The sequence below is a fragment of the Humitalea rosea genome (genome assembly GCF_003253705.1).
Lineage (GTDB): Bacteria > Pseudomonadota > Alphaproteobacteria > Acetobacterales > Acetobacteraceae > Humitalea > Humitalea rosea.
Map to the genome: position 1 here is coordinate 91,112 of NZ_QKYU01000017.1, position 14,886 is coordinate 105,997.

Below are 14,886 nucleotides of genomic sequence, written 5' to 3' on the forward strand. Positions count from 1 at the left end.
TTCAGGCCCGGATAGGGTTCAGGCCCGGAGCAGCCCCGTCTCGGGTGCTACGGCGCCGCTGTCGGGGAAGGCCGCCGCCACCGCATCGGGGTGCAGGCGCAGGTGGTCGCGCAGCAGCCCCTTGGCGATGGCCCGCAGGTCGCGGGTGGGGCGCAGGTCGCGGTTCTCGAACAGCGCGTCGCGGGTCAGCCCCGGCCAGTCGGCCAGCACCCGCCCGCCCGCCACCGCGCCCCCGGCCAGGAAGGCGGCGCCGCCGGTGCCATGGTCGGTGCCGCCATTGCCGTTCACCGCCGCGGTGCGGCCGAATTCGGTGATGCAGAGCACCGCGGTCTGCGCCCAGGCCTCGCCCAGCTGCGCCCGAAGGGCGGCCATGCCGCGATCGAGCTGCGTCAGCACCGGGGTCATGCGTTCGGTCTGGGCGTTGTGCGTGTCCCAGCCGCCGATCTCCAATGCCGCGACGCGCGGCCCATTGGCCTGCGCCAGCATCCGCCCGCCGGCCGCCGCCAGGCGCATGAACCCGCCTTCCATCTGAAGCGGGGCGCCCGTGGCCAGGGCCTCGGCGGCATAGCCGCGGCCCTGCAGCCCATCGATGACGTTGGGCCCGATCACCGGGTCATCATGCAGCATCTCCGCGATGCGGGCGTAGAGGTCGGGCTCCGGGCGCGCGGTGCGCGGCGGCGTCCACATGCCCACCCGCTCCGGCCCGCGCATCAGCAGCGGCAGGTCGAGGCCGAGCACGAGCCCCGCGCGGGAGGCGCGGCCGGGCGCCTCGAGCGGGGCGAGGGCGCGGTTGAGCCAGCCGGAATCCAGCCGCTCCAGCCCGCCGCCCTCCATCAGATCCTGGGCGTCGAAATGGCTGCGGGTGCGATAGGCCCCGGCGATGGCATGGATCGGCAGCAGGCCGCCCTCGCCATAGAGGCGATGGAAGGTCGGCAGCGCCGGATGCAGCCCGAAGCGGCCGCCGAGGTCGAGCACCCCGCCCTCCTGCCCCGGCGCCGGCAAGGCGATGCCGCCACGCAGGGTGGCGTAGTTGGGGTCGGCATAGGGGACGAGCGCATGCATCCCATCCATGGCGCCGCGCAGCAGGATCACGACCAGCCGCCGGTCGCCGGCGCCGGCCGCGGCCGGCGCCCTCGTATCGGCCACCGCCAGCCGCGAGCCCCCGGCCGCCGCCAGCGCGGTCAGGCCGAGCAGCAGCCCGCGCCGGCCGATCCGGGGCAAATGCGAGGAGCGGCTCATCGGCGTTGCATCTCCCGGCTGGCGAAGAGGAGGGTGAGCGCGTCCCGCCGGCTGCCGCTGCGCTGCACCGCGCTGCGGGTTTCGGCGCGGGCCAGGGGGCCGAGGGCGCTCTCCAGCACCAGCATCGGGTCGTTCCGCGCGCTGCGCGCGGCGAAGTCATAGGCGACGTCGATGCGCTGCATCATCGGCTCGGGTCCGCTCCAGCCGGCGGCCGTGTCGGGCCAGCCATTCGGTTGCGCCGCATTCCACATCTGCTGGCCAAGGATGATCGTCCCGCGCTTGAACTGCCCCGCATCGGTGCCGCCGACGGCGCGATGGATCGCGAGGACATAATCCTGCGGCGAGCGCAGCTTGGTCAGCGGCGGGGCCCAGGCCTCCGGCAGCCGCACCAGCGCGCGGGCGGCGGCGCCGAGATCGCTGCCGGTGTCGCGCAGCACCCCCTCGATCTTCGCCACCGCCGCCGGTGGCGGGTTGTCCGCCACGAAATGGCGCACGAGCTTGGTCGCGAGGTGGCGCTGCGTCGCGGGATGGGTCGCGAGCATGCTCAGCGCCGCGGCATAGGCCTCGCCCCCCTCGGGGAAGCGACGGCCAAGCACCGTCTTCTCGCCCGGCTCATGGCTGGTGGGGGTGAAGACGACGTCGAAGGGCTCGCGCTTCCGCTGGACCCCCCAGCCGGTCATCAGCCGGGCCATCTCCGTCACATCCGCCTGGGTATAGCCGCCGGCGGGCGAGAGCGTGTGCAGCTCCAGGATCTCGCGCGCCAGATTCTCGTTCATCCCGCGACGGCCGTGCTTGCCCAGGGTGCTGTTCGGCCCGACCGAGGCATCCTGGTCCAGGTAGTAGATCATCGCCGCGCTATGCGAGACGGCGTTCAGCATGTCCCCGAAGCGTCCGCCCACATGCGGCCGGATGGCATCGCGCAGCATCGGGCCGACGCCCACCCGCGGGCCGAGGCCGCTGAGCAGCGAGACGGTGAAGTGGTTGAGCCAGAAGCTCGTCAGCCGGTCGCGGAAGGGTTCGTCGCTGCGCAGCTGATGGCCGGCCCAGGCGAGTTGCTCGGCGCTGAAGAGCAGGTTCACCGGGCTTTGTTCGCCCGGCTTGGGCGGGTTCGCCTCCTGCGCCATCCAGATGGCAAAGCCGACCGCCAGCGTGGGCGGGGTGTCGTAGCCCTCGGGCCAAGGCAGCGGCGGGCCGGCACCGACGGTCTGGGCGTCGAGCCAGGCGAGGGCATCGTCGGGCAGGGGCTCGCCAAGCCGGCGGCCATTGCCGAAGCGGATCGCGGCAACAAGGGGCGGCGTGTCCATGGCGATGATCTCGGACCGGGATTGTGGCGGAAGTTTAGCGCAAATTTTCACCACTTCGCGAACCCGTCCGCACCAGACGCACCGCCTCGACCGCGAGGCTCAGCAGGCGGCCAGCCCCGCCGCGGGGCTGCCAGAGGCGCTGGAATCCCGCGCCTGGGTGGCGCAGCATGCCGCTTCACGAACCGGAAAGTCCTGCGCCATGGTCCGAACCTTCCTGCGTGCCCTCGGCCTTGCCCTGGCCCTGGCGCCGGCCGCGGCCCTCGCGGATTCCATCGACGGCTTCTGGTGCAGCGAGGCCGGGCTGCGGCTCAGCATCCAGGGCCCGGCGCTGGTCTCGCCAGGGGCGGCGCGGCTGTCGGGCAACTACAGCCGCCATGCCTTCACCTACCAGGCGCCGGCGGGCGAACCCGGCGGCGGCGGCGAGGTCCGCATGCAGCTGCTCGGCGAGGACATGGTGCGGGTCGATGCCGCCACCGGCGGCATGGAGCCGGTCTGGCGCCGCTGCGGCCCACCCGTGAGCTGAGCGCGGATGGACGCACCGGCGGGGCCGTGAAATCCTCGCCGGCATGACCAGCCATATCCTGCACCGCAGCCTGCGGACCGACCCCGCCATCGCCGTCTCCGGCCACGGCATCATGCTGCGCGACAGCACCGGGCGGGAGGTGATGGACGGCTCCGGCGGGGCGGCCGTCGCCTGCCTCGGCCACGGCCATCCCGTGGTGATCGCGGCGATGAAGGCGCAGATCGACCAGCTCTGCTACGCCCATACCAGCCTGTTTTCCTGCGAGCCGGCCGAGGCGCTGGCCGATCTTCTGGTCGGCCATGCCCCGGGCGGGCTGACCCATGCCTATTTCGTCTCCTCCGGCAGCGAGGCGATGGAGGCGGCGATGAAGCTCTCCCGCCAATACATGCTGGAGATCGGCCAGCCGCAGCGCAGCCGCTACATCGCGCGGCGCCAATCCTACCACGGCAACACGCTGGGGGCGCTGGGCCTGGGCGGCAATGCGGCGCGCCGCGCGCCCTATGCGCCGATCCTTGCCGACATCTTCAGTCATGTCTCGCCCTGCTACACCTATCGCGAACGCGGCGAGACGGAGAGCGACGCGGAGTATGTCGCCCGTCTGGCCGCCGAGCTTGAGGCCGAGTTCCAGCGCCTCGGCCCCGACACCGTCATCGCCTTCTGCGCCGAGACGGTGGTGGGCGCGACCCTCGGCTGCGTCACCGCCGTGCCGGGCTACTTCCCCGCGATGCGCGAGGTCTGCGACCGCCATGGCGCGCTGCTGATCCTGGATGAGGTGATGTCCGGCATGGGCCGCACCGGCCGCACCCATGCCTGGGAGGATGAGGGCGTGACGCCGGATATCCAGGTGATCGCCAAGGGGCTCGGCGGCGGCTACCAGCCGATCGGCGGCATTTTGGTCGCGGGACGGGTGGCCGAGGCGCTGCGGGCTGGTTCCGGCGTGTTCAAGCATGGCCACACCTATCAGGCCCATCCCGTCGCCACCGCCGCCGCTTTGGCGGTGCAGCGGGTGATCCGGGACGAGGATCTGCTCAGCAACGTCCGCGCCATGGGCGCGCATCTCGCGGACCGTCTGGTCGAGCGCTTCGGCAACCAGGCCCATGTCGGCGACATCCGTGGCCGCGGGCTGTTCCAGGCGATCGAGCTGGTCGCCGACCGCGCGACCAAGGCGCCCTTCGACCCCGCGCTGCACATCGCCGACCGGATCAGGGACGCCGCCTTCGAGGCGGGGCTCGCCTGCTATCCGATGGGTGGGACCATCGACGGCACGCGGGGTGACCATGTGATCCTCGCACCGCCCTACAACGTCACGGCCGATCAGGTTGATAGGATGGTGGACCGGCTGGCTGCCGGGGTGCAGAGGGTGCTGGCTGCGGTCCGTTAACCCTGCGGCGTCCAAACTCGCTCCGACGCACCCCTAGGACCCTCAAGCATGAAGACCCTGTTGCTCGCCTCCGCTGTGTCCCTCTGCGCGCTTGGGGCCTCGGCCCCCGCCTTCGCGCAGAAGGAGGCGATGGTCATGTTCTACCAGATGCAGATGGCGCCCAGCGTCTGCCGCTGGACCAATGCCGCCGCCACCACCCGCCTGGACGCCACCATCGCGGCCCAGGAGCAGGGGCTTCGCGTCTCGGCCACCGAACGTGCCACGATGCGCCGCGAGGCCGAGGCCGATCTGCGCGCCGACCCCAGCACCTGCGCGGCCGATGGCATGCTGCGCATGATGTACGACGAAGCCGCCAAGTAGCTTAGCCGAACCGGAACACCGCGGTGCTGCCGCGGCGTCCCGGGGTGACCTCCAGCCGGGCCGGGATGCGGTCGCGCAGGCTGTCGACGTGGCTGACCACGCCGACCAGCCGATCGCGTCCCGGCAGGCTCATCAGCACCTCCATCGCCGTGTCCAGCGATTCGGCATCCAGCGTGCCGAAGCCCTCGTCGATGAACAGCGCATCGATGCGTCGCGCCCCCGCATGCGCCTGCACGGTATCGGCGAGCCCCAGGGCCAGCGCGAGGGAGGCGCAGAACCCCTCGCCGCCCGACAGCGTCGCGGCCGGGCGCAGGGTGCCGGTCCAGTCGTCCTGCACCTCCAGGTCCAGCCCCACGGCGGCGTTCCTGCGCTCCGGCTCCTCCCGCGCGCGCAGGCGGTAGCGGCCGCCCAGCATGCCTGACAGGCGGCGGTTGGCGGCGGCCAGGCTCTCCTCCAGCAGGCTTTTCAGCACGAAGCCCTCCAGGCTCAGCCGCTGCGGGTTTTGCCCGGCGGTGAGGTCGGAGAGGGATTTGCGCGTCTCGAAGGCCTGGCGCGCAAGGATCAGCTCGGCCTCGGCCTTCCGCAGCCGGGCCAGCCCCTCATCCATGCGGCCGAGGTCGTTGCCGGCCATGGCGGCCTCGGCCGAGGCGGCCTGCGCCGCCCCTGCGGCGATGCGGGCGGCGAGGTCCAGCGCCGGCAGGTCGGGCGGCGAAAGCCCCTCGGCGCGGGTCATGGCCTCGGCCTGCATCGCCTCGGCGACGGCCATGGCCTGGCCATAGGCGTCGAGGTTCCGGCGCATCGCCTCGGCCTCGGCGGCCGGCAGGCTCGCCTCGGCCAAGGCGGCGGCATCGGCGAAGCCCGCCGCCTGGGCCGCGCCATCCAGCCCCGATTGCGCGGCCAGGGCGGCGGTGGCGAGGCGCGCGGCCTCGGCGGCCGTGGTCTCGGCCCGGGCGGCCCCGGCGGAGGCGGCGCGGCCGGCGGCGGCCGAAACATCCCGGCCGGAGCGCAGCGCGTCCAGCGCGGCACGCCCGGCCTGCTCGGCGGCCTCGGCGCGCAGGATCAGCGCCGCGGGGTCGGCCGCTTCGGGGGGCAGGTCGCCGGCGCGTTCGCGGGCGGCGGCCTCGGCGCCGGCACGGCGCAGGGCTGCGGCGTTCAGCGCGGCCTCGGCCTGGGCGGCGGCGTCGCGGGTGGCGGCGGCGAGGCTGGCGGCGCGTTCGGTGGCGCGGGTCAGATCCGGCAGCGCCCGCTGGGCCGCCTCGGCCGCGGGCAAGGCGGCGCGGGCGGCGGCCAGGGAGGAGGCCAGGGGGGCGGCATCGGGGCCCGCCCCGGCCCCGGCGCGGCCGGCAAGCTGCTGGCGCCGCGCCTCGGTCGCGGCGGTCTCGGCGCGGGCGGCGGCATAGGCCTCGCGCGCCTCGGCCTGCTCGGCCAGGGCGCCCGCCTCCTCCCGCCGCAGCAGCGACAGGTCGGGGACGGCATTGCCGCTGGCCCGGGCCGGGGTGGGGTGGTGGGTGCTGCCGCAGACCGGGCAGGGCGCGCCCTTGGCGAGGCCCGAGGCCAGCGCATGCGCGGCATCCGCCCGCCAATTGGTCTCGGCCTCGGCCAGAGCGGTGCGGGCGGCGGCGACGCGGCGGTCGGCGGCAAGCTGCGCCTGGGCGGCGCGGGCCTGGGCGGCGGTGTGGCGGCGATGCGCCTCGGCCAGCCCCGACAGGTCGGCGGCATCCCGCGCCAGGCTGGAGCCGGCGGCGATCACCAGCCGGTGGCGCTCGGCCTGGGCGGCGGCCTCGGCGGTGGCGGCGCGGGTGGCGGCGGCGGCCGCGGCCTGGGTGGCGGCGGCCTCGGCCTTGGCGCGGGCACCGGCGGCGGCGCGGGCGGCGAGGCCATGGGCGGCGGCGGCGGCCTGCACCTCCTGGTTGATCGCGGCGGCGCGGCGGGCGGTTTCGGCCAAGGCGCGCAGGGCCTTGGCCTGTTCCAGCCGCGCCTGGGCGGTGGCCTCGCCGGCCTCGGCGGCCTGCAAGGCGGCGGTGGCGCGGGCGAAACCGGCGGCGCTGCGCTCGGCGGCGGTGGCGGCCTCGGCGGCCTCGCGCGCGGCGCGGGTCGCGGCCTCGCGGGCGGCCAGCGCGGTCGCGCCCTCCGCCGCCAGCCCGGCGGCGCGGGCGGCGAGCGCGAGCCGCGCCCGCATCGCCTCGGCCTGCGGCGCCTGGGCGGCGAGATGCGCGACCCGCTCCCGCGTCTGGGCCAGGGCGGTCAGCCGCGCCTGGGCCTCGTCGCCTTCGCGTTTGCGGGCGGCGGCGGCGGCCTCGGCGGCGCGGGCGGCCTCGGCGCGGCCTTGTGCCTCCGCCACGCGCAGCGCCACGCCCTGGCGCAGCGCCTCGGCGGCGGCGAGGCTCTCGGCGCCGAGGTCGGCGAGGCTGCGGAGGCGGATCGCATCCTGCACCCGCAGGCTCTGCTCGGCCTCGGCCGTGGTGCGTTTCAGCCCGGCCTCGATGCGCTGGTAGAGGGTGGTGCGGAACAGGGTGCGCAGGATCGATTGGCGCTCCCCAGGTGCGGCGGTGAGCAATTCGCGGAACCGCCCCTGCGGCAGCACCACGACCTGCCGGAATTCCTCGGCGCGATAGCCGAGCAGCCCGTGCACCGCCTCATTCACCGCGCGGACCTTGTCGGCCAGCACCACGGGCCCGGTCGTGGTCAGGCGCCAGAGCACGGCCTCGGCCGGGATCGCGCTGCTGCGGCCGGGGCGGGGTTGGGCGGGGTTGCGGCGGATGCGGTAGAGGGCCTCCCCGAGGGCGAAATCCAGCTCCGCCGAGGTTTCCTGGCCGGGCTCGGCGTGCTGGCTGCGCAGATGCGCATCGGTGCGTTCGGCGCCGCTGCTCTCCCCGAACAGCGCGTAGCACAGCCCGTCCAGCACGCTGGTCTTGCCCGCCCCGGTCGGGCCGGTGATGAGAAACAGCCGCTGCACGCCAAGGGCGGCGAAATCGATCATTTGCCGGCCCGCGTAAGGGCCGAAGGCGGTCAGGGTCAGCCGGTCGGGGCGCATCAGGCCTCCGCCGCTTCGGCGGCTTCGATGGCGGCGCGGGCGATGGGCAGCGCCGCCTCCGGCAAGGGGCCACGGCCGGTGGCGAGGTGGAAGGCGCGCAGCAGTTCCAGCGCATCCACCGCCGGCGCGGCCGGGGTGGCGGGGCCGGGGGGCGCATCCAGCGCGGCATGGCGGGCGAAGGCCAGTTCCAGCAGGTTCGGGAAGGCCTCGCGCAGCCGCGCCATCGGCTCCCAGACCGCGCCCGGATCGGTCAGCACCACCCGCAGCCAGTCCCCGGCCGTGGCCGGGTCGCGCTCGGCGAGCAGGGTCTCCAGCGGGCCGTTCAGCACCCGCAGCCGAGAGCGGGGGATCAGCGGCAGGGCCTGGCTGGTGATGCCGCCGGTCGCATCCATCTCGACCAGCGCCACGGATTTGGGCTGGCCGGCCTCGGCGAAGGAATAGGCCAGCGGGCTGCCGGAATAGGCGATGCGTCCCTCCGCCATGCTTTGCGCCCGGTGCAGATGGCCGAGGGCGACGTAGTCGAAGCCCGCGAAGCGCGTGGCGGAGACGGGCCGGGCGCCGCCGACCGCCAGCGCCCGCTCGCTGCCGCTCTCCTCGCCGCCGGCGACGAAGCCATGCGCGACCATCACCCGCCGCGCGCCCTCGGGGATCTGCGCCTGGAGCATCCGGCACAGCACGGCAAAACCCTGGTCATGGTCCGGCAGCGCCGGGTCGCCCAGCGCCGGGTCGCCCAGCACCGGGTCGCCCAGCACCGGGGCCAGCAATTGGGCCAGCAGCGGCGGCGAGGCATAGCCCGAGGGCGCGATCCAGACCTCGCCATGGGCATCGGCCAGGGGAAAAGGCACGCCCAGCGCGCTATCGGCGATATGCAGCCCGGCCGGGCGCAGCAGCGAGGCGGCGAAGGACAGCCGCGCCGGATCGTCGTGATTGCCCGGGATGAGCACCACCGGCACGCCCTGCCCACGGATGATGCGGGCCAGCAGATCGTCCAGCAGCCGCACCGCATCGGTCGGCGGCACCGAACGGTCGAAGATATCGCCCGCGATGATGACCGCATCGGGGCGCGTGTCCCGCACCATGTCCAGGAAGGCGCCGCACAGCAGCCATTCCTGCTCCGGAAGGAACGGGGCGCCGCCGAGGGTGCGACCAAGATGCCAGTCGGCGGTGTGGAGAAAGCGCATCCAGGGCGAATGCAGCCATGTTGCAGCCGTTGCAAGAGGCGGAACATTGATTTGGAGGCCCTGGTATGGTCAGGGTCCATTCCATGGCCGAACCGCTGCTGCGCGAAACATTGAGCCTGCTGCCCGACCCGCTCGCCCCGCCGGAGCAGGTGGCGGTGGTCTGGCAACGCAGCGTGCGGGCGCGCCGGGTGTCCCTGCGCATCGACGCGGCGGAGGGCGCGGTGCTGATCACCCTGCCGCCGCGCGGCAGCCGCAAATCCGGGCTCACGCTGCTGCAGGCGCATGCGCGCTGGATCACCCAGCGGCTGCGCGCCCTGGCCCCGGCGCAGCCCTTCGAGCCGGGCGGCGTCGTGCCGATCGGCGGGCTGCCGCATCTGATCATCCATGCGCCGGAGGAACGCGGCGGCGCCTTCCTGCATGGCCAGACCCTGGTGGTGACCGGGGCCGCCGAATTCCTGCCGCGCCGGGTCGCGGATTTCTGCCGGGCCGAGGCCGGGCGGCGGCTGTCGCAGCGGGTCGCGCATCACGCCGCGCGCATCGGCGTCGCCCCGCGCACGATCCGGCTGAAGGACACCCGCAGCCGCTGGGGCTCCTGCGCGCCGGATCGCACGCTCGCCTTCTCCTGGCGGCTGGTGCTGGCGCCGGATTGGGTGCTCGACTACGTCGCGGCGCATGAGGTCGCGCATCTGCGCCACATGAACCATGGCCCCGATTTCTGGGCGCTGCTGACCGAGATGTCGCCGCATCGCGCTGTGGCCGAGACCTGGCTGAAGCGCCATGGCCCGGGGCTGCTGCGGGTCGGGGTCTGAGGGCGAACCCCGGCTGGCACGGGGATCGCTTGACCGCAGGCACCGCGCCAAAAGGTCAGCCATGCCAGCCCCATTCGCCTCATCTTCCCCGGACCCGCTGGCGCGCCTGGCCGACCAGGCCCGGCGGGAGATGGAGGCCCTCGCCTATCCCGCCGCCCCCTGGGTCGAGCCGCGCCGGGCGCCGGATGGGACGGAGGCGCTGGACTGCGCCATCATCGGCGGCGGGCAATACGGGCTGACCATCGCCGCGGGATTGCGGCGGGAGCAGGTGCGGCGCATCGCGGTCTTCGACATGGCGGCGGAGGGGTTCGAGGGGCCCTGGGCCACCTTCGCCCGCATGACCATGCTGCGCACGCCGAAGCATCTGACCGGCCCCGAGCTTGGCCTGCCCGGCCTCGGCTTCCGCGCCTGGTGGGAGGCGCAGCACGGCGAGGCCGGTTGGGAGGCGATGTTCCGCATCCCGCGCGAGGCCTGGATGGACTATCTGCGCTGGTATCGCCGCGTGCTGGAGCTGCCGGTACGCAACGGCTGGCGGCTGGCCGCGCTGGAGCCGGTCGCGGGGGGTGAGATGCTGCGCCTCGGCTTCGCCACCGATGCTGGGCCGCGCGAGATTTTCGTCCGTTCCTGCGTGCTGGCGGCGGGCTCGTCCGGCGCCCATGGCCATCCGATCCCGGCGGCGATCGGCGGCGGCCTGCCGGCGGGGCGGGCGCTGCATGCCAATGACGTCTTCGACGTGGGCATGCTGAAGGGCGAGCGGGTCGGCGTGCTGGGCGCCGGGGCGACTGCCTTTGATCTTTCCACCGTGGCCTTGCAGGCGGGGGCGGCCAGCGTGGACCTCTGCCTGCGCCGCGAAAGCCTGCCGCTGAACAACCCGCGCCGCTGGATGGAGACCGCGGGGTTCCTGGGCCAGTACGCCGAGCTGCCGGATGCCATCAAATGGGCCTATGTCCACCGGCTGGGCGTGATCGGCCAGCCGCCGCCGCAGCCGACCTATGACAAGGCGATGGCGCAGCCGGGGTTTCGCATCCAGCCCGGCAGCCCGTGGGAGGATGTCTCCTGGAACGGGCAGGAGGTGGTGGTGCGCGGGGCCGGGCGGCGCTTTGCCTTCGACCGCGTGGTGGTGGCGACCGGGATGCATGCGACGCTGCACGACATGCCCGAATATGCGGCCGTGGTCGCCGCGGCGGCATGCTGGCGCGACCGCTACACCCCGCCCGAAGCGCTGCGAAATGCCCGCATGGGCGCCAACCCCTACCTCGGCCGCCATGCAGGCTTCGTCGAGCGGGAGCCCGGCGCCGGCCCTTGGCTCGATCGGGTGATGATGGTGATGGGCGGCGCGGGGCTGAGCCTCGGGCCCATCGCGGCCTCGGTCAGCGGGATGAAATACGTGGTGCCGAGGGTGGTGGAAGGGGTGAAGCGCCGCCTGTTCCTGGACCAGCAGGACGGCGACTGGGCGCGGTTTTGTGCCGATACCCATGCCGAACTAAGCATCGGCGCCGCCTGATGCGGCAGCATGGCCGCTACCCCTATTCCGCCATCGTGCAGCGCCCGGTCTGGGACTGGCCGGGAGGCCGGCGGCTCGCGGTGCATATCTCGGTGAACCTGGAGGTGTTTCCCTTCGCCGAGGGGCTCGGCGTGCCGCTGGCCAATCCGCTGCCGGAGCCGGATGTGCTCAACTTCTCCTGGCGCGACTGGGGCAATCGCGTCGGCGTCTGGAACCTGCTGGAGGCGCTGGACGAGCACCGCCTGCCCACCGCCGCACTGCTGAACACCGCGATCTACGACCTTTGCGCCCCCGTCGCCGAGGCCTTCCGCGTGCGGGGCGATGAGGTGGTGGGCCATGGCCGCAGCAATGCCGAGCGCCAGTCCGGCATGGCCGAGCCGGAGGAGGCGGCGATGATCCTGGCCTGCCGTGAGCGCATCGCGCGCGAGGAAGGCCGCGCGCCGCGTGGCTGGCTGAGCCCCTGGGTCGCCGAAACCCATGCCACCCCCGACCTGCTGGCCGAGGCGGGCTTCGATTACGTCATGGACTGGGCGCATGACGACCAGCCGACCCTGCTCGCGACCCGGTCGGGCCGCAGCCTGGTCGCGGTGCCCTATGCGCGGCCGAACAACGACCTGCCGGCGCTGCATGGCGCCAAATGGCCGCCCTCGGTCTGGGCCGATACGGTGCTGGACCAGTTCGAGGAGATGCTGCGGCTCTCGGCGCGCCGGCCGCTGGTGTTCAACCTCTCGCTGCATCCCTTCCTGGTCGGCTGGCCATTCCGGCTGCGGCATCTGCGCCGCGTGCTGGCGCGGCTGGATGCGGCGCGGGAGCAGGTCTGGCTCTGCCGGCCGCGGGAGATCGCCAGCCATGCGCGGGCCGTGCTGGAAGCGCCTGTGGCCTGAGGGCTACACGCGGCGATGGGTGCCTGATAGGTTGCGGCGCAGCGTTGGCAGACGTGGCTCCGGCGTCCTCTTCCCGGCGGCCCGGCGCGGATTTTCCGGGCGAGTGAACTGGAGCTGACTGGATGAGGGCACGCCCGCGCATCGCCTATGTCTCCTCGGATGCGATCCTGCCGCCGAACCGGGGCGGGCGTATCCGGGCGCATCATCTGTGGCGGGCCATGTCGGCCTATGCCGAGGTGGTGCCGATCATCATCGGCGATGCGGGCGACCCGATGCCCCGCAGCCAGGCCCGCCATGCCGGCGCCGTCATCATGCCGCGCCGCCGCTACCACACGAAGGCCTTGCAGCGCAGCCTGCGGGACGGCGGCCTGCCCTCGCACATGCCCGGCCTGTGGGAGGCCCTCGGCGCCGGCGACCTGCCCGAGGAGGTCTGGGCCGCGCTGGCCGATGAGGCGGCGCTGACCCGGCACTGCCTGAACCCGAACCGCATCGAGCGGCTGCTGATCCATCTGCGCCGGCTGCGCCCGGACCTCATCGTGCTGAACGATGCGGCGATGGGCGCGATCGCCCCCTATGCCCGCGCGCTCGGCGTGCCGGTGGTGGTGGGGCCGTATAATTACGACAGCGACCTCTATGGCACGATCGCGGCCCTGGTGCCGGATGAAGCGCGGCAGCGCTGGTTCTCGGCCGCCGCCACCGCCTTCGCCGCGGCCGAACGCGGCTTCGTGCGCCATGCCGACCAGCTTTGGGTCTGTTCCCGCGCCGATGCCGCGCGCTTCGCCGCGCTGGCGCCGGAGGTGCCGATCCGCGTGGTGCCGAACGTCTTCGACATCGGCATGCCGACGCCGCTGCCGCAGACGCGCGACCTCGTCTTCGTCGGCCAGGCCTCCTACTACCCGAATGAGGATGCCGCGCTGCGGCTGATGGAGGTCTCGCGGGGCCTGGACCGGCGCGGCGTCGAGCACCGCATGCGGATCGTCGGCCGCACCAATGCGGTGCTGCGGGAGGCCGCGGGCGCCTATCCCTCCGTCGAGGTCACGGGCGAGGTGCCGCAGGTCGGCCCCTATGTCGAGCAGGCCTTCCTCGTGCCCATCGCGCTGACCCTCGGCGGCGGCACCAGGCTCAAGATCCTGGAGGCGTTGTCGATGGCCCGCCCGGTGCTCTCGACGCCGGTGGGGATCGAGGGGATCGAGGTCGAGAGCGGCGTGCATGCCATCGTCGAGCCCGACCTGCATGCCTTCCCCGAACAGATCGAGGCCTTGCTGAACGACCGCGACCGCGCCCAGGCGATGGCGCTGAAAGGCTGGGAATTCGCCCGCGACACGTATTCGCACGAGGCGCTGGTGCGCATCGTCGGCGCCGCGCTGCGCGACCTTGGCCTTGGTGCCGCGGCACCGGGTGCCGCCTGCTTCGCCGCGAACATCGGCGCCAGAGTCACCGACGATGCGATCTCCTTCAACCCGCATACCCGCCTGCTGAGCTGGAGCTTCCTGCTGCGGCTGAGCGCGGGGTTCGAGGCGCTGACGGCGGAGTTCGACGCGGAGGGCGCGCCCGACCTGCCCAATGCCTTCGTCACCCTGAAGCCGCGCCGCCGCGGCTACGTGCTGGTGGAGGCGAATGCGGTGCTGCCCGCCGATGTCGCGCCGGAGGCGCTGGCGATCCAGATCCATGCCTGGGGCCGCCCCGTGCTGCGCCATCCCGTGCCGGCGGTGATCCCGGAGGAACGCGCGGGGCTGCTGAGCCTGGAGCCGGGCGTCGAGGGCGTGACCCTGCTCGGCTGGACCATGGACCCGGACCCCGCCGTGCTGCCGGAACCGCTGAGTCTCGACGAGGTCGGCGCTGGCGGACTCCCGCGCATCTTCCAGGCCAGGCTCGACATCACCCAGGCGACCCCGGCGGTCAGCGTGACCCCGGCGGATGGCATCGGCCAGAGCCTGACACAGCCCTTCCTCTGGACCGCGCCGCGGCCGCCCTCCAGCGCCCGGCTGCGCGCGCTGGCCGGCCGCCACGCCGGGGAGACGGCCTGGCTGGTCGGCAATGGCCCCAGCGTGCGGATCGAGGATCTGGACGCGCTGGCCGGCAAGCTGACCTTCTGCTTCAACCGCTTCCACCTCGCGCATGACCGCACGAAGCTGCGCGCAAGCTACACCGTCAGCGGCGACCGCCAGATGATCGAGGATTTCGGCCAGGAGATCGTCGACCGCTCCGGCGGCACCGTCTTCGTCGCGGATGAGCATGCGCCGGAGCTGCTCGGCGGCTACATCTGGGTGCGCCAGGCCGCGATCTACCCCTCGGTCTTCTCGCGGCGGGCGGATCATCTGGTCTCCCCCGGCGGCTCGTCGCTCTATGTCGCGATGCAGCTCGGCTATCTGATGGGGGTGCGGAACTTCTACATCTACGGCGCCGACTTCGAGTTCCGCTTCGAGAAGACCTTTGCCAATGACCCGTTCCGCATCGCCTCCGGCGAGGGCAACCACTTCATCGCCGATTATCGCGGCGGGCGGCCCTGGTGCCCGCCCAGCCTGCGCGACATCGGCGCCGGCTTCCACATCGCCCGGCGGGTGATGGAGGCCGAGGACGGCTTCGTGCGGAACGCCAGCCGGGGCGGGCGGCTGGAGATGTTCGCGCGTGAGGAATTCGATGCAGCCGTGGCAGGTAGCTGACGCG

11 protein-coding genes are annotated in these 14,886 nt (G+C 73.4%); 7 read left to right on the forward strand and 4 right to left on the reverse strand.

Annotated elements, in window-relative coordinates; genetic code table 11:
* Nucleotides 1-18: 18 nt before the first annotated feature.
* Entirely contained in the window at nucleotides 19-1,239 is a 1,221-nt protein-coding gene (locus C8P66_RS15300) for a DUF1501 domain-containing protein (RefSeq protein ID WP_111399149.1), read from the reverse strand.
* A complete protein-coding gene (locus C8P66_RS15305) occupies nucleotides 1,236-2,543 on the reverse strand; it encodes a DUF1800 domain-containing protein (protein WP_111399150.1) in 1,308 nt (435 codons plus the stop codon). Before C8P66_RS15305 ends, C8P66_RS15300 begins: the two co-directional genes overlap by 4 nt.
* A 199-nt stretch (nucleotides 2,544-2,742) precedes the next feature.
* Here C8P66_RS15305 and C8P66_RS15310 point away from each other — a divergent pair, with 199 nt between their 5' ends.
* From C8P66_RS15310 to C8P66_RS15320, 3 genes are read left to right on the forward strand one after another with little or no spacing between them, the layout of a single operon-like run.
* On the forward strand, nucleotides 2,743-3,066 hold the full coding sequence (locus C8P66_RS15310; protein ID WP_111399151.1) for a hypothetical protein: 324 nt from the start codon (nucleotides 2,743-2,745) through the stop codon (nucleotides 3,064-3,066).
* 43 nt (nucleotides 3,067-3,109) lie between these two features.
* The gene (locus C8P66_RS15315) at nucleotides 3,110-4,447 is read left to right on the forward strand and encodes an aspartate aminotransferase family protein (RefSeq protein WP_111399152.1); all 1,338 of its coding nucleotides are present in this window, start codon (nucleotides 3,110-3,112) and stop codon (nucleotides 4,445-4,447) included.
* Nucleotides 4,448-4,495: 48 nt separating this feature from the next.
* Entirely contained in the window at nucleotides 4,496-4,807 is a 312-nt protein-coding gene (locus tag C8P66_RS15320) for a hypothetical protein (RefSeq protein WP_111399153.1), read from the forward strand.
* 1 nt (nucleotide 4,808) lies between these two features.
* On the opposite strand, the gene C8P66_RS24725 is transcribed toward C8P66_RS15320, so the two are convergent.
* Nucleotides 4,809-7,841, reverse strand: coding sequence for an AAA family ATPase (locus tag C8P66_RS24725; RefSeq protein WP_111399154.1), 3,033 nt, complete (start codon nucleotides 7,839-7,841; stop codon nucleotides 4,809-4,811).
* Entirely contained in the window at nucleotides 7,841-9,022 is a 1,182-nt protein-coding gene (locus C8P66_RS15330; RefSeq protein WP_111399155.1) for an exonuclease SbcCD subunit D, read from the reverse strand. The genes C8P66_RS24725 and C8P66_RS15330 overlap by 1 nt, the downstream gene beginning before the upstream one ends.
* Nucleotides 9,023-9,105: 83 nt before the next feature.
* Between C8P66_RS15330 and C8P66_RS15335 the strand changes: the two genes are divergently transcribed.
* From C8P66_RS15335 to C8P66_RS15350, 4 genes are all read left to right on the forward strand, one after another.
* Nucleotides 9,106-9,831, forward strand: a complete 726-nt coding sequence (locus tag C8P66_RS15335) for a M48 family metallopeptidase (protein ID WP_111399156.1) — start codon at nucleotides 9,106-9,108, stop codon at nucleotides 9,829-9,831.
* A 61-nt stretch (nucleotides 9,832-9,892) separates the two neighbouring features.
* Nucleotides 9,893-11,335 carry an FAD/NAD(P)-binding protein gene (locus C8P66_RS15340; RefSeq protein WP_111399157.1) on the forward strand — a complete coding sequence of 481 codons (1,443 nt, stop codon included), beginning with the start codon at nucleotides 9,893-9,895 and terminating at the stop codon, nucleotides 11,333-11,335.
* Complete coding sequence (locus tag C8P66_RS15345; RefSeq protein WP_111399158.1) at nucleotides 11,335-12,219, forward strand: polysaccharide deacetylase family protein; 885 nt, start codon at nucleotides 11,335-11,337, stop codon at nucleotides 12,217-12,219. Before C8P66_RS15340 ends, C8P66_RS15345 begins: the two co-directional genes overlap by 1 nt.
* A 122-nt stretch (nucleotides 12,220-12,341) precedes the next feature.
* A complete protein-coding gene (locus tag C8P66_RS15350; RefSeq protein ID WP_111399159.1) occupies nucleotides 12,342-14,882 on the forward strand; it encodes a glycosyltransferase in 2,541 nt (846 codons plus the stop codon).
* Nucleotides 14,883-14,886: the final 4 nt, after the last annotated feature.